Origin of the sequence: Leifsonia naganoensis (genome assembly GCF_013410615.1) — a bacterium.
Lineage (GTDB): Bacteria > Actinomycetota > Actinomycetes > Actinomycetales > Microbacteriaceae > Leifsonia > Leifsonia aquatica.
The window spans coordinates 1,860,135-1,880,994 of record NZ_JACCHJ010000001.1; the positions used below are offsets into that span (position 1 = coordinate 1,860,135).

Annotated in this window: 19 protein-coding genes; 12 read left to right on the forward strand and 7 right to left on the reverse strand. The window is 69.8% G+C overall.

Going from position 1 to position 20,860, the window contains the following annotated elements; all coding sequences use genetic code 11:
• Nucleotides 1–31 precede the first annotated feature (31 nt).
• The 11 genes from HNR14_RS09040 to HNR14_RS09090 all read left to right on the forward strand — a co-directional run bounded on the left by HNR14_RS09040 (nt 32) and on the right by HNR14_RS09090 (nt 8,857).
• On the forward strand, nt 32–793 hold the full coding sequence (locus HNR14_RS09040) for an alpha/beta fold hydrolase (RefSeq protein WP_179700761.1): 762 nt from the start codon (nt 32–34) through the stop codon (nt 791–793).
• A gap of 228 nt (nt 794–1,021) precedes the next feature.
• Nucleotides 1,022–1,792: a hypothetical protein gene (locus HNR14_RS09045; protein WP_179700762.1), complete on the forward strand. Its 771-nt coding sequence runs from the start codon at nt 1,022–1,024 to the stop codon at nt 1,790–1,792.
• 83 nt (nt 1,793–1,875) lie between these two features.
• On the forward strand, nt 1,876–2,535 hold the full coding sequence (locus HNR14_RS09050; RefSeq protein WP_179700763.1) for a hypothetical protein: 660 nt from the start codon (nt 1,876–1,878) through the stop codon (nt 2,533–2,535).
• Nucleotides 2,536–2,615: 80 nt separating this feature from the next.
• Nucleotides 2,616–3,263, forward strand: a complete 648-nt coding sequence (locus HNR14_RS09055) for a hypothetical protein (RefSeq protein WP_179700764.1) — start codon at nt 2,616–2,618, stop codon at nt 3,261–3,263.
• Nucleotides 3,260–3,838, forward strand: coding sequence for a hypothetical protein (locus HNR14_RS09060; protein WP_179700765.1), 579 nt, complete (start codon nt 3,260–3,262; stop codon nt 3,836–3,838). Before HNR14_RS09055 ends, HNR14_RS09060 begins: the two co-directional genes overlap by 4 nt.
• Nucleotides 3,835–4,428 carry a signal peptidase I gene (locus tag HNR14_RS09065; protein WP_179700766.1) on the forward strand — a complete coding sequence of 198 codons (594 nt, stop codon included), beginning with the start codon at nt 3,835–3,837 and terminating at the stop codon, nt 4,426–4,428. Before HNR14_RS09060 ends, HNR14_RS09065 begins: the two co-directional genes overlap by 4 nt.
• Nucleotides 4,425–5,861 (forward strand): RCC1 domain-containing protein, encoded by a 1,437-nt coding sequence (locus HNR14_RS09070; RefSeq protein ID WP_179700767.1) that lies wholly within the window; start codon nt 4,425–4,427, stop codon nt 5,859–5,861. The genes HNR14_RS09065 and HNR14_RS09070 overlap by 4 nt, the downstream gene beginning before the upstream one ends.
• A complete protein-coding gene (locus tag HNR14_RS09075; RefSeq protein WP_179700768.1) occupies nt 5,861–7,513 on the forward strand; it encodes a hypothetical protein in 1,653 nt (550 codons plus the stop codon). Before HNR14_RS09070 ends, HNR14_RS09075 begins: the two co-directional genes overlap by 1 nt.
• Nucleotides 7,513–7,929: an Ig-like domain-containing protein gene (locus HNR14_RS09080; RefSeq protein WP_179700769.1), complete on the forward strand. Its 417-nt coding sequence runs from the start codon at nt 7,513–7,515 to the stop codon at nt 7,927–7,929. Before HNR14_RS09075 ends, HNR14_RS09080 begins: the two co-directional genes overlap by 1 nt.
• 78 nt (nt 7,930–8,007) lie before the next feature.
• Entirely contained in the window at nt 8,008–8,343 is a 336-nt protein-coding gene (locus HNR14_RS09085) for a hypothetical protein (RefSeq protein ID WP_179700770.1), read from the forward strand.
• 91 nt (nt 8,344–8,434) lie between these two features.
• Nucleotides 8,435–8,857, forward strand: coding sequence for a hypothetical protein (locus HNR14_RS09090; RefSeq protein ID WP_179700771.1), 423 nt, complete (start codon nt 8,435–8,437; stop codon nt 8,855–8,857).
• Here HNR14_RS09090 and HNR14_RS09095 read toward each other — a convergent pair.
• The 6 genes from HNR14_RS09095 to HNR14_RS09120 form a co-directional block, all read right to left on the reverse strand.
• Nucleotides 8,775–11,213 (reverse strand): HAD-IC family P-type ATPase, encoded by a 2,439-nt coding sequence (locus tag HNR14_RS09095; RefSeq protein WP_179700772.1) that lies wholly within the window; start codon nt 11,211–11,213, stop codon nt 8,775–8,777. The two genes, HNR14_RS09090 and HNR14_RS09095, sit on opposite strands and share 83 nt — an antisense overlap.
• 66 nt (nt 11,214–11,279) lie before the next feature.
• On the reverse strand, nt 11,280–14,282 hold the full coding sequence (locus HNR14_RS09100; RefSeq protein ID WP_179700773.1) for an alpha-mannosidase: 3,003 nt from the start codon (nt 14,280–14,282) through the stop codon (nt 11,280–11,282).
• Nucleotides 14,283–14,290: 8 nt separating this feature from the next.
• Entirely contained in the window at nt 14,291–15,580 is a 1,290-nt protein-coding gene (locus HNR14_RS09105) for a glycoside hydrolase 5 family protein (RefSeq protein ID WP_179700774.1), read from the reverse strand.
• Nucleotides 15,580–16,509: a carbohydrate ABC transporter permease gene (locus HNR14_RS09110; RefSeq protein ID WP_179700775.1), complete on the reverse strand. Its 930-nt coding sequence runs from the start codon at nt 16,507–16,509 to the stop codon at nt 15,580–15,582. The genes HNR14_RS09105 and HNR14_RS09110 overlap by 1 nt, the downstream gene beginning before the upstream one ends.
• Nucleotides 16,506–17,384: a carbohydrate ABC transporter permease gene (locus HNR14_RS09115; protein WP_179700776.1), complete on the reverse strand. Its 879-nt coding sequence runs from the start codon at nt 17,382–17,384 to the stop codon at nt 16,506–16,508. The genes HNR14_RS09110 and HNR14_RS09115 overlap by 4 nt, the downstream gene beginning before the upstream one ends.
• 6 nt (nt 17,385–17,390) lie before the next feature.
• The gene (locus HNR14_RS09120; RefSeq protein ID WP_179700777.1) at nt 17,391–18,692 is read right to left on the reverse strand and encodes an ABC transporter substrate-binding protein; all 1,302 of its coding nucleotides are present in this window, start codon (nt 18,690–18,692) and stop codon (nt 17,391–17,393) included.
• Between the two features lie 135 nt (nt 18,693–18,827).
• On the opposite strand from HNR14_RS09120, the gene HNR14_RS09125 reads away from it, so the two are divergent.
• Nucleotides 18,828–19,883 (forward strand): LacI family DNA-binding transcriptional regulator, encoded by a 1,056-nt coding sequence (locus tag HNR14_RS09125; protein ID WP_343064444.1) that lies wholly within the window; start codon nt 18,828–18,830, stop codon nt 19,881–19,883.
• Between the two features lie 28 nt (nt 19,884–19,911).
• Here HNR14_RS09125 and HNR14_RS09130 read toward each other — a convergent pair whose 3' ends face one another.
• Nucleotides 19,912–20,856, reverse strand: a complete 945-nt coding sequence (locus tag HNR14_RS09130) for an endo-beta-N-acetylglucosaminidase H (RefSeq protein ID WP_179700778.1) — start codon at nt 20,854–20,856, stop codon at nt 19,912–19,914.
• Nucleotides 20,857–20,860: the final 4 nt, after the last annotated feature.

Sequence of the window (20,860 nt, forward strand, 5' to 3'; positions counted from 1 at the left end):
ACCGCGCCGACCCCGGGTGTAGCCTCTGCGCGTGATCCCCACTCCGCTGCATCACGAATGGCACGGCGACCCGGACTCGCCGCACGCGCCGCTGCTGCTCATCCACGGCGGCGGTTCGACCATCGCGTCCAACTGGGGCCTGCTCCTCCCGCTGCTGTCGCCGACCCGGTCGGTGCTCGCGGTCGAGCTGCAGGGCCACGGACGCACGCCAGCCGGCGACGGCCCCGCGTCGTTCGAGCGCTCGGCGGACGACGTGGCCGTCATCCTGTCGTCGCTGCACTGCGGCCCCGTGGATGTGCTCGGGTTCAGCAATGGCGGGCAGGTCGGTCTGCAACTCGCCGCACGGCATCCCGGGGCGGTCCGCCGCCTGATCGCCGCGTCCGCGCCCTTCCGCCGCTCCGGCATGGTAGACGGGTTCTGGGAGGGGCTGGAGGCCGGCACGTTCGACGACCTCCCGGCGCCGTATCGTCAGGCGGACTTCGCCGTCAGCCACGACGCCGAGCACGCCCGCACGATGTTCGAGCTCGATCGTGCGCTGATGCTCGGCTTCGAAGACTTCCCGGACGACCTCCTCGCCGCGATCGTCGCCCCGACGCTCGTGGTCGTCGCCGATCGCGACGTCGTGCGGGTGGAGGAGGCGGTCGCGCTGGCCGCGCTGCTGCCGGACGCGCGCCTCCTCGTCGTGCCGGGATCGCACGGCGACTACCTGGGTGAGCTGCTGGCGGCGGGAGGCGACGACGGGGCGCTGCGCCGCACCCTGCCGTTCCTGCTCGCGCATCTCGACGCGCGCTGAGTGCGCATCCGCATCTGCCTGCGGAGCCTGGTGCTTTTAGGCCGGATCCTGACTACGTAAGCACCCTGCGGTGACTGCTTAAGTCCTCGGTCCGACCGCGGCAGTGTGCCGATATTCATTGCCCCGCACTCGGGGGGATGGTTGATTGGTTCTGCTCCTGCAGATATGGCATCTCACATGCAATATCGCCGGAAGTAATCCGATCCCAACGACCGTCCGGAGCCCCTCATGGAGTCCCCCACCCGCGCTCGCCTGCGCCGCGATCTGCGACGCCGCGCGACCCGACGTCGTGCGCTGGGCGTGCTCTCGGTGTGCGGTGCGGTCGTGACCGCGGTCTCGGCGGCGCTGGTGCTCCCCGACATCACCGGGACGACGGCGGCTTACGTCGACCACGCGTACCTCAATCTCGGCGCGGCCGGCGGCACTCCGCTCGGCACCGAGACGTTCGATTTGAAGTTCCGATACCGCACCGGAGGCGCGTGGTCCTCCGGTGTGGGGATCGACGTGTCCCCGTGGATGGACGCCGACCAGGACGGCGGGGTCGACGTCGTCCGCCCGGTCAACTGCACCAACCCGCTCCGGCCGCAGGCCGACGCGAGCGGACGCGACACGTGCCGCGCCGAGATCCACGTCGCCAACTTCAGCCCGCGCCTGTCCTCCACCCTTCAGGTGCAGGTGCAGCCCGGAGCGGGATCGGATGCCGCCGCAGCGTCCGCCGTCCGGTACGCCGTGTACTCGGCGTTCCCCTACTCCTCATCCGCAGCGGTCCACGATCTCGAGTCCAGCGGACGCGCGCTGGGCGACACGGTGACCATCCGCGGTTCAGACCCCTCGACGACTCTGCTCGGCCCCGCCGGAAGCCCCGGCTCGCGAGAGCTCGGCCGACTCGAGTTCGTCTTCTACCTCGCCGACCAGGGCCCGGCGGCCAATGCCGCCGTCGTCGGCAAGAGCGTGAGCCTGAACATCACGCTCCACGGCCGATCCGTGGTCTCGCCCTAGCGAGCCCACCCACACACGTCCGCGACTAGCAGCGGTACGGGTGCCCCCATCCCGGGACGCACCGAACTCACGAAAGGAACATTGTGCAGAAGACCAAGCACAACGGTCGCCGTCGGGCGATCATCGCGGGCGGTGCCCTCCTGGGTGTTGCGGCCCTCACCACAGCTGCATTCTTCAGCGACAACGCCTACCTCAACCTGGGCGGCGCGGGCAGCGGCAACGGCGGGTTCGCGACGATCGACGACTTCAACATCCTCGTCGTCGACACCAATGCCGACTTCACCCCGAAAGCCGAGACCTTCGCGGCGGCGGACGCGGCGAACGCCTGGCAGGAGGCTGAAGACCCGGCCGGCGTGTCGATCGCGATCGTCGGGTCGGACCGCCTCATCCCCGGTGGCGCGATCAAGAGCGTCAACATCCCGTTCAAGAACGACAGCAGCACCGAAGAGGCGAAGCTCGATGTGACGCTCGTGGACCGCGCGGCCAGCGGTGCCGACACCACGCTGCGCGACAAGCTCCGCTTCACTGTCTCGCTGAACGGAACGGTGCTCCCGGGGCTCAGCAACGTCACCTACAGCGCGGTCTCGTCCTCGCTCATGGGCAGTGCCGTCGCGGCGGGTCAGGGTGGAGTCCTCACCATCGGCGTGACGGTTCCCGACCAGGGCAGCGAGGCGGCCAACAATGCGCTCGCGGGCAAGACCGCGTCCATCCAGGCGAAGATCCACGCGGAGACGCTCGACTGAGTCGATGACTCCGACGGCGGGCCGGACGCGTTCCGGCCCGCCGCTCCATCACAATCCGCAGACGTCGAATGGAACAGCGAGTGACCTCCCCCTCTCCTTCCGCGCGCGCCGTCGCGTTCCGCGGCCGCAAACGCGCTCTTCTCGGTGTGGGCGCCCTTCTCGGCATCGGCGCTCTCTGCAGCACCGCCGCCTTCACCGACTCGTCCTCCGTCCTCACCCATCTCGACGGTCGTACCAACTACATCGCCCTCCAGACCTCGGCGGCCGAAGCCGGAGCCGAGCTGGCGGCCTGGCCGAGCGAGGCCGAGAACGCCTCGTTCACGCTCGACCTGAACGGCGACCGGCTCCTGGAGCCCGGCGTCCCCCACACCTTCCGGATGGCGGTCCGCAACGCGAGCCCCCGGCTCGCTGCGGACGTGACGATGACGATCACTCGGCCGAACGCAGGCGCCACCGATGCCCGGGACTCCCTCCGGCTCTTCCAAGCTCTGCAGTTCACGGTGCGCGAGGGGGGCGAGGTCGTGATCAACCAAGCAGGAGCGGCCTCGACAGCCGAGCTCACCCGACGTCTGCCCGACAGCGTCGATGCCGGAGGCGTCCGGATGTTCGAGATCGACGTGACCCTTCCCGCGGGCGCTGCCGCCGATCTGGCCGGCCTGCGCACCGCGGTGCAGGTCGCGTTCACCGGCACGAGCACCGACCCCTCCGCCCGATCGGCTTTCGAATGAACAGGAACGTCGCGATGCGCTTCTTCTCCCGCCTGCTGCTCGGGCTCGGCGTCGGCGCTGCCGCCCTCTCGCTGCCGACCGCGGCTCACGCCGCTGACCCATTGCTCTCGGTGGAGAGCACCACGGTCACCGTCCAGTCGCCGGCCCCGGGCGAGACGTGGTCTCAGACCTATTCGACCCGAAACGTGAGCGGTTCATCGGCGCGCGTGAGCGTCGCTCTCGCCGATCGAACCGGCCGCATCTGGTCGGGTCCGCACCCGGTGACGGTGTCGAGCGCTGGCCTGCGGCTGGAGGAACAGGCGATCGATCTCGGGAGCGTCGCGTCCGGCGAGAGCGTGAGCGTGACGCTCGACTTCGCGCAGTCGTACGAGGCGGGCAACGAGTATGCCCGGCAGAACGGGGACGTCACGGTCGTGTTCACCGCCGTCGCCGAGCACGTGGGCAGCCCGGGCACGGAAGACCTCGCTCGGACCGGTGCGACGGTGGCGACCACCGTGATCGTGCTGGCGATCGTCCTGCTCGCCGGCGGCGTGATCGTGTTCGCCGTCTCCCGAAGGCGTTCGGAGGCCCGGTGAAGACGAGCCGCGGTTGGCGGATCTACGCGGCCGCACGGAATGTGCTCCTCACGATGGGCGCCGTCATCGGCGCCGCATGCGTGCTCGTCTTCGCCCTGGGCATGTTCCTCGGCGTGAAGCCCGCCATCGTGGTCTCCGGATCGATGGAGCCGACCATCCCTGTGGGCGCGATGACCTTCTCGCTCGATCGGGCGGCGGTCGACCTTCACGTCGGCGACGTCGTGATGGTCGACCGCCCGGACGATGAGGGCCTCGTCACTCACCGCATCGTGACGATGGAGAAATCAGGTGGCCGCATGGCGCTCAGCCTCCAGGGCGACGCCAACGCCGTGACCGATCCCGAGCCGTATGTCGTCAAAAGTGCCGCGGTGGTCGTCTTCACCGTTCCGTTCCTGGGCTACGTCGCCGACTTCCTGCAGCGTCAGGGGATCCTCGTGGGTGTCGTCATCGTCTGTCTGATCGCCGCACTTCTCGTGCTCGACCCGGCGAAGTTCATGCGAGAGCCGAACGAGGAGCAGTCAGCGGCCGAGACCGCACCCGAGCCCGTCCGATCCGGGCGCCGAGCCCTGCGCAAGGAGTCAGCCCGATGAACACGCCCTCCCCCGTCCGCCGCCGGCGGCCGCGTCTGAAACCGGTGCTGCTGGGGTTCGGCGGCGTCGCGCTCGTGGCAACGCTGATCACTGTCGGCGCGACGGGCGCCGACTTCACCGATCGCGGCCAGTTCAACTATCTCGTGACGATGGGTGCGTCGACGTCGTCGCCCACCTCCACGCCGACCTCGACGCCGACCGCCCCGCCCGGCTCCGGAAACGGAGTGCCGACCCAGAACTTCTCGAACGTGCACTCCCTCGCTCGCGCCGGCGGCACCCTGTACGGCTGGGCCGGCGCGCAGACGTCCGGAGTCGGCGGGTACTCGGATTCGTTGCTACCGGTGCGGGTGCCCGCCGGCACCACGTTCACCGAGATCGCCCTCGGGCCCAAGCACAACCTCGCCATCGACCAGAACGGCGACATCTGGGGCTGGGGCTATGGCCAGACCGGCGCCCTCGGCCCCTACGCCGACCAGCCGACTCCGGTGAAGGTCGTCTCGACGGCGACGAAGTACCGCAAGGTCGCAGCCGGTGGCTACATCAACCTCGGGACGGGCCAGAATCAGACCGGCACCAGCTACGCGATCGACACCAACGGCAATCTCTGGAGCTGGGGCGCCTGGAACGGCGGCGCGCAGACCAAATTCCACGTCCTCGGCGACTCCACCGGCGCCAACCGGAGCACTCCGAAGCAGGTCACGACCGGCATCGACTTCGTGGACGTGTCCGTCGGCTGGGAGAAGAACATGGCCGTCGCGCGCGATGGCTCCGTGTACGCCTGGGGCAGCAATCACATGGCGGGCCTCGCGCTCTCGGACACCTACTCCACTTCCGAAGTCGTCACCCCGACCCGCTCGCCCTTCCTCGCCGGCATCGTCAAGGTAGCGATGGGCGGCCGAACGGCGTACGCGCTCGATCGGGACGGTTACGTCTGGGTCTGGGGCTCGAAGAGCGGGACGCAGTCGAACAGCACTCTCGGGATCGGCACCACCAACCCGGGCAATGACAAGCTCTGCAAGTGGTCGAACGCGTCCGAGCAGACGACAGCGATCGCCGCCGTCTGCAAGCCGCTGCGTGTGGGGCGCGCCTCCGGGCAGGCGGCATTAACCGACATCTCGGCGGGCGAATCGCACTTCTACGCACTCGACAGCAATGGCGCCGTGTGGGCATGGGGCGGCAACCGGTTCGGCAACACCGGTGTCGGCACGACCAGCAACGGGACCACGGTGCAGGACACGCTCTCGCCGACCAAGGTCGATTTCAGCGTGAGGATCACGGCGGTGGCCGCCGAATACTTCGGCGGTGTCGCCGTGGATGTCAATGGCGGGGTCTGGGCATGGGGCCGGACCAACATGAACTCCATCAACCTGCTCGGCGATGGGCGCAGCTCGTGGCCGTCGAATGCCCAGACAACTCCGAAGAAGGTGAAGTGATGCGACGCCCCAACGCTTTCAAATCCCTCCCCGCACTGCTCGTCGCAGCCGTGCTCGCACTGCTGCCTGCCGCGACGGCGACCGCAGAGGACATCTATCAAGAAGTCGCGATGTATCGGTGGGGCAGTGAGAACGCGACACAGGTCGCGATCTCGGGCGAGCTGATCGCCGTCACCCACACCAACACTGTCGACGTGATGCGCGTCGACGAGGCCGGAACGATTCTCGATGTCCAGGTCATCGACGCTCCGGAGGGTGCCGAGAGGTTCGGCCGCGCGCTGGCCCTCGATGAGGCGGGCGGGCGGCTCTACATCGGAGCCTACGAGAGCACCCGCGTGTTCGAGTACCTTCTCGAGACCGCCGGAGGCGTGTGGCGCTGGGACCTCGCCCGCACGTTCGTTCCGCCGAACGGAACGACCGTCCGTGGTTTCGGAGAGTCGATCTCCTTGAACGGGGACCAGCTCGCCGTCGGCGCCTATGGAGCCGACGGGGGCGCCGGTGCCGTGTTCGCGGTCGACCTGACCACAGGTGTAGTCCAGCGTGCGGGGCTCACGGGTCTCTCGGGCGAAGCCCTACTCGGCGACGAGGTGCTGCTGACCGACGACTTCCTCATCGCCGGCGCTCACGGCACCAAGAAGCGGGATTCCACCGGCGTCCGGGTCGAGGCGGGCGGGGTATACGTGTGGGACCGTCGCGACCTCACCGCACCGAGGACCTTCATCGACCACCCCCTCTGGGATGTACCAGAGGGTGAGCGCAAGACCGTCTACAGCGGAACAGCGGGAGGTTCGTCGGGAGGGTTCGGCTATCAGATCGCGGCCACGGCGACGGATCTCTTCGTATCGTCGCCCGGCGAGCTCAGCTACACCGCGGACAGCCTCGACGACCCGCTGGGTGGGGCCAACTATCCGTCGATCGACACCGGCACCAGCACGCGAGGCGCGGTCTATCGGTTCTCTCTCTCGGACCTGCACCAGGTCGGCCCCAAGATCGTCCCGCCCGCGCACACGTACTGGTCCGGATACAACCTGGCCGCCGAAGGCAACGCGTTGCTCTTCTCGGGGGCGAACCGGATCGACGGCCAGCTCGGTCAGACGAACGTCTACTCCATCTCGTCCCTCGCGACGGCGTCGACGCCCGGCGACCTGATGCGGCAGCAGCCCGAGCCGGTGCAGGTGCTGCGGGGCTCCGACATCGAGCCCGGCGATTGGTTCGGCGGCAACCTGAGCGCGGGAGGAACCCGAGTCGATGGCGGGCGCGCGATCGTGGCCAGCACCGGTGCCGCGAACAGCAAGCCCGGCAAGGCCTATCTCTTCTCCCCGATCATCCCCAACGTCGTCGAGTGGCCGATGGCCGTCCAGGCGCCGTCGATCGTCTACGGGCAGCACGGAACCATCACGGCGAGCGTGCCGGGATTGGCGACGTCGGTGACCGTCCAGCTCGAGCTGGACGGCGACCAGCACGAGACCGACACGGACGCCACCGGAACGGCCACGTTCGAATTGGCGCCCGCGCAGCATCCGGCCGGCACCTATCCGGCGGAGGTGTCCTTCGTCGCTCCCGGCGGGCGCGACACCGGCAGGGCGACGACCGACTACGTGGTCGCCAAGGCTCCGACGACCGTCGTGAACACGAATGTGGAGGTGCGCTGATGATCCGCGCGACGAATACCCGGCTCGGACTGGCAGGACGGGCGGCCGCCGGCCTGTTGCTCTCGGCGGCGGTCGTGTGCGGGATGCTGATCGGAGGCGGGGTGATGCCCGCTCACACGGCAGCGGCCTACCACGACCAGGCGTACATGAACCTGTCGATGAAGGTCGTCGACGCCCGCACCGCCGTGGTCACCGGCAGGATCGAGGCGCAGTACGGCACCACCCCGACGGGCACGGTCACGCTCGTGCGCGGCGCGGACACGCTGGCGACAGCCACCCTCGATGCCGGCGCCTACCGGTTCGAGTTCGCGGTGCCGATGTCGTGGGCGGGCGACGTGGAGGTGGAGGTGGTCTACGGAGGCGACGCCAACCACGAGCCCAGCCGGAGCACGGTCGTGGTCGCCCTGGACGGCTGACCCGCCCGACTCTGAGGGTTCTCTGAGGATGACTCGGTAAGATGTCAGATTCTCGTTACTGAATCACCGGAGGTGGCCATGAAGACGTTCGTTCGTCGTGTCGGCAAGCTGAGCGCGGACGAGATCGCGCGTCTCGTCGAACTGCAGCTCGCCGCCCAGCGCAATGGCCGGGCGGCACTCGAGAAGACCGCGCGCGTCAAGGTCTCGCGCCTCGACGCGGAGCACGACCTGGTCGCCGAGATCGACGGCGCGTTCCTCGAGTCGGCCCGCGCGGTCGGCTACGTGGGCGCGCGTCAGGCGGCTCAGTCGGCGGTCCGGTGGGCCGGCCTCGGCGAGGCCTACCGGGAGCAGCTGGAACCGGAAGAGGTCAAGGCCCTGCAGGCGGTCTGGACGGCGGCGATCGCCAAGCGCTGACACGCAGCGCACGAGCGCAGCAGTCCGGGCCCGCCGACAGCGGGCCTTTTTCGTACGCGGCGGTGACCGTGTCACGTCATATGATCCGAGCATGACGCGCGTGCGAGTGGAGCGGCCCCCGGCGGAGCTGGTCGTCGCCATCGTGCTGTCGTACGTGGTCGGGATCGGGCAGATCGCGGCCGGGATCGTGCTTGTGTTCGTGCGCTACGCCGACGGTCTCGACGGCACGGAACGGTTCATCGTGACGCTGGTCGGCGCGCTGACGATGCTGCTCGGGCTGCTGGTCGTCTCGCTGGCGTCCGGTCTCGGCCGGGCCCGGCGGGACGCGCGCGTGCTGCTCACCGTGCTGATGTCGGTGTCGGCCGCGCTCGGCGTCTACGTGCTGGTCACGTCCCCCGGCGACCTGTGGTTCCGCCTCATCGACGTCGTCGTCACGGCCGCGGTGATCGCGGTGCTGTGGACGGGGCGGGTGGCGCGCTTCTTCGCACGAAGCGACGGTGCGCGAACCGGATGATCTCGATCGCCCCGATCGTCGCCAGCGAGGTGACCAGCACGAGCAGTGCCGTCACCAGCGACGGGTCGCTGAACTGCAGGAAGTCGTAGACGATCGGCACCGAGTAGACCAGCACCAGGCCGATCATCATCGCTCCGATGATGAGGATCTTCCAGCCGTCGATCGGCCGCGAGAGCACGGTCAGCACCCACAGCCCGACGATGGTGAGGATGAGCGTCGACCCGGTCCGCAGCTCGGGCTCGTGAATGCCGGCGGAGGTGGCCGCCCAGGCGTACAGCCAGAGCGCGGCGGCGATCACCAGGCCGGCGGGCAGTGCGAAGCTCAACGACCGGCGAAGGAAGCCCGGCCGGTAGCGCTGCGCATTCGGCATGAGCGCCAGGAAGAACGCGGGCAGGCCGATGGTGAGCCCGTCGATCACCGAGAGCTGCCGCGGCAGGAACGGGAACTGCATCAGCGTCGCCCCGAAGATCACGGCCAGGGCGGTCGCGTACGCGGTCTTGGTCAGGAACAGCATGGAGACGCGCTCGATGTTCGCGATGACCTGCCGCCCTTCGGCGACGACCGAGGGCAGGTGCGAGAAGCGGCCGTCGAGCAGCACCAGGCGCGCCACGGCCTTCGTCGCGGGGGAGCCGGTCTCCATCGCGATGCCGATGTCGGCCTCCTTGATCGCGAGGGCGTCGTTCACCCCGTCGCCCGTCATGGCGACCGTGTGCCCGGCGGCCTTGAGCGCGATGACGATCCGCTTCTTCTGCGTCGGGGTGACCCGACCGAAGACGTTGTGCTCCTCGAGCACGGCGGCGAGGCCGGGGTCGTCCTCCGGCAGCTCACGCGCGTCGAAGCCGGTGGGCGCGTCGAGCCCGACCTCGCGGGCGATGGCGGCGACCGTCTGCGGGTTGTCGCCCGAGATCACGCGCACGGTAACCTCCTGCTCGGCGAAGTAGCGGAGCGTCTGCGCCGCGTCCTCCCGGATCTTCTCGCGGAAGGTGAGCAGCGTGACCGGCTCGAGGGCGGCCGGCAGCTGCTCGGCGCCGACCAGCGCGGGGGTCAGGACCTCGGGAGAGAAGGCGAGGACGAGGGTCCGTCGCCCGGTCGCGGCGAGCTCCACCGCCTGGGCGCGCAGGCGCTCCCCGCCCGTTCCCGTCGCCGGGAACACCATCTCGGGGCCGCCGAGCACCCACGTCCCGGCCGCGTCGGTGTCGGACGCGAAGGCGACCGCGCTCCACTTGCGGGCGGAGGAGAACGGGATGCGTGCGACCGGCTCAACAGGCGGCGGCGAGAAGGGCGCAGCCAGGCACCGCGCCGTGGCGTTCGCATCCGGGTCGGCGCCGTACCAGGCGAGCACCTCCTGCCAGCCCGCGGGCGGTTCGCCTCCGGCGGGATGCTCGCCGTCGAACACGATCTCGCCCTCGGTGAGGGTGCCGGTCTTGTCGAGGCAGATCGTGTCGACGCGCGCGAGCCCTTCGACCGCCGGGAGCTCCTGCACGAGGACCTGCTGGCGGGCGAGCTTCACCGCGCCGACCGCGAACGCGATGCTGGTCATCAGCACGAGCCCGAGCGGGATCATCGCGACGACGGCGGCGATGGTGTTCACCGCCGCCTGCTGCCACTTGCCGTCGGCGATGGCCTGAGCCCAGCCGCCGAGGGCGATCATCTGGGCGTTGAGCACCAGCAGCGCGATCGGACCGACGATCCAGGCGATCCAGCGCAGTACGCGGTCGATAGAGGAGCGCAGCTCGCTGGCGACGAGCGAGAACTTCTTGGCCTCGCTGGCGAGCCGGTTCGCGAACGAGTCCGCGCCGACGGCCGAGACCTGGGCGCTGCCTTCGCCGCCCACGACGATCGATCCGGAGAGCACTCGGTCGCCCGGTGCCTTGTCGACGGCGTCCGATTCGCCGGTGAGCATGGACTCGTCCAGCTGCAGCCGGGACGACGCCGTCACGGTGCCGTCGCCCGGCACCTGGTCCCCGGCGCGGAGCAGCAGGAGGTCGTCGAGCACGACCTCCGCCACCGGGATCTCGTGCACCTCGCCGTCACGCCGCACCCGTGCCGCCGGGGCGTGCATGAGCGCGAGCTTGTCGAGGGCCGCCTTCGCTCGGAACTCCTGCACCGACCCGATGATCGTGTTGGCCAGGGCGCTGATGCCGAACAGGGCGTCCTTCCAGTGCCCGAGCACGAGCAGCACGAGGAAGCACGCCGCGATGATGGCGTTGAACAGGGTGAAGACGTTGGCCCGGACGATGCTCCAGGCGCTCCGGCTCGACGCGGCGTCGTACGCGTTCGTCTGACCGCGCGCGACGCGCTCGCTCACCTGGGCCTGAGTCAGCCCCTCGGCCTCGACGACCGCCCGATCGGTCATGCGCCCCTCCGCTCTCGCGTCGGTGTCAGCGTACGGCACGGTCCGATCGGGCGGTCGCTCGGAGCGCTAGACCCCGCTCACGGCGAAGCGCAGGGTGCGGACCTCGAACGGCGCGAGGGCGAGGTCGAACGCGCCGTCCTCCGCAGGCTCGAGCGCGTCGAGAGGCTCTTCGAGCAGCGTCGTGGTGCGTGCCTCGCCGACGGCCGCATCCACTCGCACGCTCGCCGTCGCGCGGCGGCCGGCCGGCTCGTACAGGCGCACGACGCGGTCGTCGGCCAGCTTGACGCTGGAGAGCAGCGCGCCTCCCTCGACCGTCACGAGCGGGGCGACCTCCTGTGCGCCGTGCAGCGTCCGGGCATCCTGGTTCAGGAGGATGCCGGCCTGCGTCGCCTCGGTGAGCGTCGTCCCGATCACGAGGCCGTAGCGGTGGGTCTGGACGCCCTGGTCGGTCTCCGGGTCGGGGAACCGCGGGGCGCGCAGCAACGACAGGCGCAGGGTCGTGGTGACCTCGCCATCCGCCACCGAGCGTTCGATGTCGTAGCCGTACACGGAGTCGTTGACGAGCGCGACGCCGAATCCCGGCTCCTCGACCAGCACGAAGCGGTGCATCGAGGTCTCGAACTTCGCGGCCTCCCACGAGGTGTTCGTGTGCGTCACCCGCTTCTGCGCGCCGAACTGCGTCTCCGCGACGGTGTGCTCGGCGCGGACGTCGAGCGGGAACGCGACCTTGAGGAACTTCTCCGTCTCGTGCCAGTCGGTCGACTGGGCGATGGCGAGCGTCCGGGATCCGGGAGCGAGCTCCAGCGTCTGCTCCACCGTCGACTGCGAGAAGGAGCGCCGCACCGTGACGCGGGCCACCCCGTCCGCGTCGATGCGCGCGTCGAGGGCGTCGACACCGCGGAGGTCTTCGACGCGATTGCGGTAGAACCGGTCGACATCCCACGCGTCCCACATGTTCGGGAAGTCCTGATGCAGCTGCAGGAGGTTCGCCTCGCGACCGGGGGCGATCGCGTCGCGGCCGGTCGAGAGGTCGATCGCCGAGGTGATGAGTCCTTCACGCGAGACGGTGACCGACACCAGTTCGTTCGCCAGCACGAAGCCGTCGGCCGTCTCGGTCAGGGTCGCGGCCGTCTCGTGCGCGGTCGCCGCTCCGATCGCGTGCGCGGCCGTCGCGCCGAGCGCGGCCGCCGCCGGGTTGGCCACCAGCACGCGGTCGCCCTCGCCTGCGAGCGCCTGAAGCGCTGTCTCGATGAGACCCTCCAGCTCCGCCGCGACGCGTGCGTACGTCTCCACGGCCTCCCGGTGCACCCAGGCGATCGACGTGCCGGGCAGGATGTCGTGGAACTGCAGCAGCAGCACCTGCTGCCACAGGGCGTCGAGGCGTTCGAACGGGTAGTCGACGCCGGCCCGCACCGCGGCGGCGGAGCACCACAGCTCGGCCTCGATCAGCAGGTGCTCCGCCCGCCGGTTGCCCTGCTTGGTGCGGTGCTGCGAGGTGAGCGTCGCCCGGTGGAGTTCGAGGTAGAGCTCGCCCACCCAGACCGGCGCGTTCGGGAGTTCGGCGCGTGCCCGTTCGAAGAAGGCGTCGGGATGCTCCCACGCGACGCGGGCGCTGCCCTCCAGGTCGGCGAGGCGGGCGGCCGTCCCCACCATCTCCCGGGTCGTTCCGCCGCCTCCGTCGCCCCAGCCGACCGGTGCGATCGATCCGGTGGAGCGGCGGTTCTCGCGGAACTGGCGGGAGGCCTTTGCCACCTCCTCGCCCGAGAGCCGCGAGTTGTACGTGTCCATCGGCGGGAAGTGCGTGAACACCTGCGAGCCGTCGATGCCCTCCCAGAGGAAGGTGTGGTGCGGGAACTTGTTGACCTGGTTCCAGGAGATCTTCTGTGTGAAGAACCACTCGAAGCCCGCGCGACGCATCAGCTGCGGCAGCGCCGGGGAGTACCCGAAGCTGTCGGGCAGCCAGACGCCCTTCGGCGCGATGCCGAACTCCTCGCGGAAGAACCGCTGCCCCTGGCTGAACTGCCGCACGAGCGCCTCGCCCGTCGGCATCACCGTGTCCGACTCGACCCACATGCCGCCGAGGGGCAGGAAGCGCCCTGCGGCGACGGCCGCGACGATCCGCTTCCACACCTCGGGCCGGTGCTCCTTGACCCACGCGTACTGCTGGGCGCTCGACATCCCGTAGACGAAGTCGTCGGTCTGGTCGATGAGGTCGGCCATCGAGGAGGTCGTGCGCGCCACCTTGCGGACCGTCTCGCGCACCGGCCAGAGCCAGGCGGAGTCGATGTGCGCGTGCCCGACGGCGGAGATCCGGTGGGCCGACGCGTCGGCGGGAGCGGCCAGGGCGGGGGCGAGCGCCGCACGGGCCGCGGCCGCGGTCTCCGGGATGCGCTGCAGGTCGAGCGCGTCGAGCGCGTCGTCCAGGGCCTGCAGGATGCGCATGCGCCGTGGCCCCTCGGGCAACTCGGCCTGCAGCTCCAGCAGCACCGCGATGTCGAGACCCAGCTCGTGCACCTGGGGCTCGAACACGGTGAGGTCGAATCGGCGGGTCGTGTAGAGCGGCTTCGGCGACGAGGTCAGGATGTCGCCCTCCTGCGTGGGGAGGAAGGGGTGGTAGTCGAGCAGGACGGGGTTGGCCGCGGCCTCCACGTACAGCTCGACCGGCTCTCCGCCCGCGGCGCTCTCGGCGACCAGCACCCACTGGTTGCGCGGGTTGATCGACTTCACCGGCGTCCCGTCCGGCCGGTAGACGAGGCCCTCGCACTGGAAGCCGGGCATGTTCTTGTCGAACCCGAGGTCTGCGATGACCTCGATGCGCCGCCCGGCCCATTCGGAGGGAATCGTGCCGGTCAGCCGGAACCAGGTCGTGCCCCAGGCCGGTCCCCACGGCGTGCCGACCGTCGTGGGCGTGTACTCCAGGGCGAGACCCTCGGCCGGCGGGATGGGCTCCCCCGGCAGCTCGTTGGAGGCCACCTCCAGCGGGACGGAGACGCCGTGCGCCGCCGGCAGGATGCGCTCGTCGAGCACGCGTCGGGCGCGGCCGGTGGTGAGGGTGATGTCGTCGTGCATGCTGGCCTTCAACTTTCTGGGTGGGTCAGGGCGGTCGCGACGGCGAACGGGCCGTCGATGAGTCGGTGGATGCCGCGGGCGCGCAGTGCGGCCTCGTCGGCGGAGCGGGAGCGGAGGACGACCTGCGGTCCGCGCCCGAGCTGCTCGGCCGCATCGAGCCAGGCGAGCGAGAACCGTTGACCAGGGGCGCAGGAGCGCCGGGCGTCCGGAACGGGGAGCCCGTGCTCGTCGACGTCGTCGAGCACGATCGCCGTCTCCGGCGCGGGCGTGGCCGGCGAACCGCGCAGCTCTCCGGCCAGCTCGGCGAAGCGGGCGCCGACCGGTTTCAGGACGCCGTCCGACGTGAACAGCCCGAGGTCGTACTCGAGGTCGGGGAAGTCGACGAGCGCGCGCGAGACGTCGTGCGAGCACCACCAGGTGACGCCGAACGCCTCCTGCACACCGGCGGCGTTCCGGATGGTGCGCTCGACGAACTCCGGGGCGTCGACCGGGGGGATCACGTTGGTGGGCGCGCCGACCTCCTGCAGCCAGTTGGGCCGCAGGGGGTCGCGGTTCCAGGCGGCCGCCAGCTGCATCAGGTACTCACCGTGCCGAACTGATCCGGCACCCAGCGGGCCGTGCACGCGCCCGGCGCCGTTGAACACCCAGGAGTGCGTCACGGTCATGTCGCCGTGCTCGGCGGCGTGGGCGGGCCCGAACGGCTGGTGGTCGTCGTACCAGGCGGCGTCGTACTGGGCGACCGTGACCGCGGGCGCTCCCGGGTGGCTCCCGCCGAGGCCGTCGCGTGCCGCGGCGACCATCGTCCCGAGCCAGCTCTCCGCCTGTCCGGGGGCGACCGCGTGCGGTGCGGGATGCGGCGCGTGCGCGAACTGGTTCAGCTCGTTGCCGATCGTCACGCCCAGGAGGTTCGGCCGGCCGGCGACGGCCGACGCCAGCTGCCGCACGTACGCGGCCGTCGAGCCGACCACGTCCGGGTCGGTGAACAGGTTGCGGCGGTGCCAGCTCTCGAGCCATGAGGGGAGGAAGTCGAAGCTCGACAGGTGCCCCTGCAGCGCGTCCACGTTGACGTCCAGGCCGAACGAGGCCGCGATGTCGACCACCTGCACGACGTCGTCGAGCGCCGATGCCCGCACCAGGGAGCGGTTGGGCTGCACGATCGGCCAGAGCGGGAAGATGCGCACATGGTCGGCGCCGAGGGAGGCGACGGCCTCGAAGTCGCGCGCCACCGCCGTCGGTGAGAAGTCGAGCCAGGAGTGGAACCAGTCCACGGAGGGGGTGTAGTTGACGCCGAACCGCATCAGCCCTTCACACCTCCCTCTTCGACGCCCTTGAAGAAGAACCGCTGCAGCACGGCGAAGACGATCGCGATCGGGATGAACGCGATCATGGTGCCGGCGGCGATCAGCCGCTGATCGTTGGAGAAGGTGCCCTGCAGGTATTGCAGGCCGACCGTCAGGGTGAGGTTATCCGGCGACTGGAGCACGATCAAGGGCCAGAGGAAGTCGTCCCACGCGCCGATGAAAGCGAAGATCGCGACGACCGCGATGGTGCCCTGCACGACCGGCAGTGCGATGTGCCGCAGGCGTTGCCAGGCGTTCGCACCGTCCATCACCGCCGCCTGGTCGATCTCCTCCGGGAGCTGCCGGAACGCGTTGTACATCAGCAGCACGTTGAGCGCCGCGATCATCCCGGGCAGGGCCACCCCGGCGAGGGAGTCGGCGAGCCCGAGATCCTTGATCGTCACGAACTGCGAGATGATCGTCGCCTCGCCCGGCAGCACCAGGGTTGCCAGGAAGAGCCCGAGGACGACCTTGCGCCCTCGCCACCGCAACCGGGCGATGGCGAAACCCGCGAGGGTGGCGAACACGATGTTCCCGATCACGTCGATCGCCGCGACCACCAGCGAGTTGCCGATGTACAGCCACACCGGGATGGCGTCGGCGACCTTGGCGTAGTTGTCGAGCGTCGGCTGCGCCGGGATGAACGACGGCGAGGCCGTGTAGATGTCCTCGCCGCTGCCCTTGAGCGACGTCGACAGCTGCCAGAGGAACGGCCCGACCGTGATGAACAGCACCACGACGAGGAGCACGTAGCGGAAGATGCGCTCGCCGCGGGACATGACGCCCCACGCCCGGCGGCGCCTGCGACGGGGAGGAGCGGAGCGCGGCTCGCGGCCGACGGGCTCGGGCGCCGACGGCGCCGGGGTGTCTGCGATGGTCTGGGTCATCGGTCCGCCTTGTTGTTGATCCGGGCGAGGACGAGCATCGGCACGAGCGTCACGGCGAACAGCAGCAGGCTGAGCGCCGAGGCGTAGCCGAGGTTGCCGGTGAATCCGCGGGCGTACTGCTGGATGAGCATCACGAGCGACTGGTCCTGGCCTCCCGGGCCGCCCGTCCCGTTGGTCAGGATGTAGAGCTCGCTGAACACGCGCAGAGCCGAGACGCAGACCAGGATGCCGATGAGCGTCATCGTCCCGCGCACGCCGGGAACGGTCACCGACCAGAACCGCCGCATGGCGCCCGCGCCGTCGATCGCGGCGGCCTCGTGGAGGTCTTTGCCGACGTTCGCGAGCGCGGCCAGGAAGATGATCATGTAGTAGCCGAGGCCTTTCCAGACGGTCAGGCTGATCGCGCTGAACAGCAGCAGCCAGCGGTCGGTGAGGAACGGGATCGGTCCCTGGACGACGCCGAGGGCCTTCGCCATCTCGTTGATCACGCCGCGGTCGTCGAGGATCCAGGTCCAGATGAGCCCGACGACGACCGCGGACGCGATCACGGGCGTGTAGTACGCCGTGCGGAAGAACGCGATGCCAGCCATCCGTTTCTCCACCAGCATCGCCATCAGCAGCGGGAGGATCGTCAGCAGCGGCAGGCAGACCGCCATGTAGATGACGCTGTTGAGCAGCGCCTCCCACACCTGCGGGTCGGCCAGCAGCTGCTCGAAGTTCTTCAGCCCGACGAAGTCGGTCGCCCCGCCGAGCGGGCTCGCGTTCGTGAACGAGAGCCGCACGGTGTTGATCGACGGCCAGACGCTGAAGGCCAGCAGCCACAGGAGCGCCGGGGCGACCAGGATCCACGGGGTGAACCAGCGGTTCGCGCGCATCGGAGGTCAGCCGTTCGCCAGCAGGCTGTTCATCTTGGTCTGGGCGGTCTGCAGCGCTTCCTTCGCACTCACGTCGCCCTTCATCGCGAGGGCGATCTGCTGGTCGAGGACCGTGGTCATGGCCGAGTTGGCCTGCACGGGGGTGAGGTTCTCGGCGGTCTTCAGCGCCTCGTTGGCGAGCACGCGGGCCCGGCCGTTCGTCGTTCCGTCGTCCTTCGAGAAGAACGGGTCGGACTGCGACGACACGGTCGACGGGAAGATGTTGACCAGGCGGGCGAACGCCTCCTGGTTCTTCGCGTTCGTCAGGAACTCGGCGAATGCCTTCGCCGTGGCGGGGTGCTTCGACTTCGCCGAGACGCTGACGCCCTGCACGTAGAGCGGGGGGGTGTCGAGCGCCGCGGAGACGGCGACGTTGCCCTTCAGGGACGGGTTGTTCTTCTCGAAGTCGGCCAGGCTGGTCGCGCCGCCCGTCGTCCAGGCGACCTTGCCCTGGGTGAAGAGCGTGGAATTGCCGAGGTAGTCGCTGTTCAGCACCGACGGCGGCAGGAAGCCGTCCCGGTAGGCGGAGGCGTAGCGATCGAGCAGGTCGACCGCCTTCTGCGAGTCGGCGAAGACGAACTTCGTGCCGTCGCCGTTGAGCACGTCGACGCCGGCGAGGGTGAAGTCGCCGAGGCCCGGCTTGCGGCTCATGAGGTAGTCGTCGGGACACGCCGCGTGCATCGTCGCCGCCTGCTCGAACAGCTGGTCGGTGGTGGCCGGCGGCGCGGCGGGGTCGAGTCCGCACGCCGTGAACATGGTCGTGTTCCAGTAGTTGACGTCGGTGTTGAGGTACCAGGGGAAGCCGTACACCCCGTCGAGCCCCTTGTACTCGTAGGCGTCGAGGGCGCCGGCGACATACGTCTTCTTCAGGTCGGATGCCGAGGCGACATCGGCGAGGAAGCCGCGCTTGGCGAGCGGGAGGGCGATGTCCGGCGGGAGGTTGACCACGTCGGGCAGCGAGCCCGCGGCCGCCTGGCTGAGGACCTTCTCCGCGTAGCCGTCACCCGGCTGGTCGACGAGCGTGACCTTGGTGCCGGGGTGCGTCTTCTCGAAGTCGCTCGTGACGCCCTTGAGGTAGTCGGTGAACTTGGGTGTGAGCGCCCAGGTCTGGAGTGTGATGGTGCCGGTGACCGATCCGTCGGAGGCTGCGTTGCCGTCTCCGGCCGAGCAGGAGGTGAGGAGGGCGGCGGTCGCGGCCGCCGCGCCGAGCAGGCCTACCGCGCGGGCCAGCGCCGAGCGGCGGAGGGGGGAGTGGGTGCGGTTGCTCATCGTTTCGGTCTCCTTCGTTCGCGGATGACTAGAACGCTTTAGTGGCGGAATCATCGATGGTTCCGCCGCACTCTCGTCTAACATTTATGACGCACTAAAGCGGTATAGTCAAGCCTCGCCCGGCATGATGGGTGCGTGGCACCCGACACAGAGGAGAACGACCTGACTCCGCCCAAACGCGCGACGATCGCGGACATCGCGGCGCGAGCCGGCGTCTCGCCGGGCGCGGTCTCGTTCGCGCTCAACAACCGGCCGGGCGTCTCCGAGGAGACGCGCGCTCGCATCGTCCAGATCGCGCAAGAGCTGCACTGGCGCCCCCATTCGGCGGCCCGCGCGCTGGGCGGGGCTCGCGCGGGCACGATCGGCTTCGTCCTGAACCGGCCCGCCCGCACGCTCGGGACGGAAACGTTCTTCGGCGACCTGATCTCGGGCATCCAGCTCGGCCTGAGCGGTTCGCACACCGGCGTCAACCTCCTCGTCGCCCGGGACCTCGCCGAGGAGCTGGACACCTACCAGGAATGGTGGAACGGGCACCAGGTGGACGGCGTGATCGTCGTCGATCCGCGCGAGCAGGACGCCCGTGTCGATCTGCTCGCCGAGCTCGGGATGCCCGCGGTCGTGGTCGGGTCGCGGCCGTCGGCCGAAGGCGCGCCTCCCACGGTCTGGATCGACGATTCCGAGGCCGCCATGACGGTGTTCGGATATCTGCACGCGCTCGGTCACACCCGCATCGCCCACGTCGCCGGCGTGGAGGCGTTCGAGCACACCCGGATGCGCACGGCGGCGCTGCAGACCTTCGCGGAGTCGGCCGGTCTGGCGTTCGCGCAGTCCTCCGCGACCGACTATTCGGCCGAGCAAGGAGCGTCCGTGACGCGGACGCTCCTCTCTCGCTCCGAGCCGCCGACGGCCATCGTCTACGACAACGACGTGCTCGCCGTCGCCGGGCTCGGCGTCGCCGCCGAGATGGGCGTCGGAGTGCCGGACCGGCTCTCGATCGTCTCGTTCGACGACTCCGTCATGGCTCGCCTCGTGCGGCCGTCCCTCACCGCGCTCCGGCGGGACACGGTGGAGCTGGGCGAGCGCGCCTCCCGGCTGCTCCTCGACCAGATCGAGGGCGGGCGCACGCTGGAGTCGCGACCCGGGCCGTCGTTGACGCTCGAGGTGCGGGACTCCACCGCGCCGCCGGCGTGACGGCGCGGCGGGGCCGCGGCAGCCCGCGTCAGGGCCGGTAGAACGCCGGCTGCCCGTACAGCGCGGTGGTGAGCGCGCTCACGTAGGAGCTGCGGTCGCCGTTCGGCAGGTTGTAGGTCATGAACACGCCGTATTCGTCGGCGAGCGTGCGCTTCGCGAGGCCGGTCGCAGTACTCACCGGTGTCGACTGGATGTCGACGGCCGCGGCCGACAGCTGCGACTTCGACAGGCCCGGGATGGCCGGGGCGCTGTAGCTGCCGTAGTAGGCGTTCCACGCGTACGTCAGCGTGGCCGCCACGGCGGGCGTCGCCGACCGGAGCGCTGTCGACGCCGGGCCGATGTCGTAAAAGGAGAGGATGGCGTCCGGCAGGCGCGTGCGGAGCGAGGTGAGCAGCCACCCGACCGACTGCTGGTTCGGGCGGGCCGTCCCGTTGACCCCGTAGTCGGAGTACTCGTCGTCGAGGTCGACGCCGTCGAGCCGGTAGCGGGTGACCGTGTCGGCGACCTGTGCGGCGAAGGCGTCCGCCTGGGTCGGAGTGGTGAAGTTGCTGATCCCGGCGCCCTGGTGGTTGCCGAGCACCGAGAGGAGGACCTTGATGCCTCTCGCCTGCAGGGGCCGGATCTGCGTGACGGCGTTGTCGAGCGTCCACTGCACGCGTTCGTTCAGATGGAGTTGCGCCTGGACGCCGTCGTGGTTGACGTTCGCGGCGAAGATGATCGCGACGTCGAAGGCGTTTCCGCCGTCGGCGAGGCGGTATGAGCCGACGTTCGCGAGGTCCGCATCGTTCACCTCGACGTAGGCGATGCTGGTGGGTCCGCCCCCGCTCGCGGCGTGCGCGGAGGGGGTGAATGCCGTGGCCGCGCTCGCGGGCCACGCCACCGCAGCGGCGAGGCCTGCTGCCGCGATGGCCAGGAAGGTGCGTCGAGATCGGCGGCGGTGCGGGGATCGGTTCGTCCGTGGATGGTCGGTCATGTCA

Excerpts from the sequence above, each read along its gene's own strand:
- HNR14_RS09085 (WP_179700770.1), top strand. The coding sequence starts at position 8,008 with ATGAAGACGTTCGTTCGTCGTGTCGGCAAGCTGAGCGCGGACGAGATC.
- HNR14_RS09045 (WP_179700762.1), top strand. The coding sequence starts at position 1,022 with ATGGAGTCCCCCACCCGCGCTCGCCTGCGCCGCGATCTGCGACGCCGC.
- HNR14_RS09105 (WP_179700774.1), bottom strand. The coding sequence starts at position 15,580 with ATGCGGTTCGGCGTCAACTACACCCCCTCCGTGGACTGGTTCCACTCC.
- HNR14_RS09110 (WP_179700775.1), bottom strand. The coding sequence starts at position 16,509 with ATGACCCAGACCATCGCAGACACCCCGGCGCCGTCGGCGCCCGAGCCC.
- HNR14_RS09130 (WP_179700778.1), bottom strand. The coding sequence starts at position 20,856 with ATGACCGACCATCCACGGACGAACCGATCCCCGCACCGCCGCCGATCT.
- HNR14_RS09090 (WP_179700771.1), top strand. The coding sequence starts at position 8,435 with ATGACGCGCGTGCGAGTGGAGCGGCCCCCGGCGGAGCTGGTCGTCGCC.
- HNR14_RS09115 (WP_179700776.1), bottom strand. The coding sequence starts at position 17,384 with ATGCGCGCGAACCGCTGGTTCACCCCGTGGATCCTGGTCGCCCCGGCG.
- HNR14_RS09060 (WP_179700765.1), top strand. The coding sequence starts at position 3,260 with ATGAACAGGAACGTCGCGATGCGCTTCTTCTCCCGCCTGCTGCTCGGG.
- HNR14_RS09095 (WP_179700772.1), bottom strand. The coding sequence starts at position 11,213 with ATGACCGATCGGGCGGTCGTCGAGGCCGAGGGGCTGACTCAGGCCCAG.
- HNR14_RS09100 (WP_179700773.1), bottom strand. The coding sequence starts at position 14,282 with ATGCACGACGACATCACCCTCACCACCGGCCGCGCCCGACGCGTGCTC.
- HNR14_RS09080 (WP_179700769.1), top strand. The coding sequence starts at position 7,513 with ATGATCCGCGCGACGAATACCCGGCTCGGACTGGCAGGACGGGCGGCC.
- HNR14_RS09075 (WP_179700768.1), top strand. The coding sequence starts at position 5,861 with ATGCGACGCCCCAACGCTTTCAAATCCCTCCCCGCACTGCTCGTCGCA.
- HNR14_RS09120 (WP_179700777.1), bottom strand. The coding sequence starts at position 18,692 with ATGAGCAACCGCACCCACTCCCCCCTCCGCCGCTCGGCGCTGGCCCGC.
- HNR14_RS09070 (WP_179700767.1), top strand. The coding sequence starts at position 4,425 with ATGAACACGCCCTCCCCCGTCCGCCGCCGGCGGCCGCGTCTGAAACCG.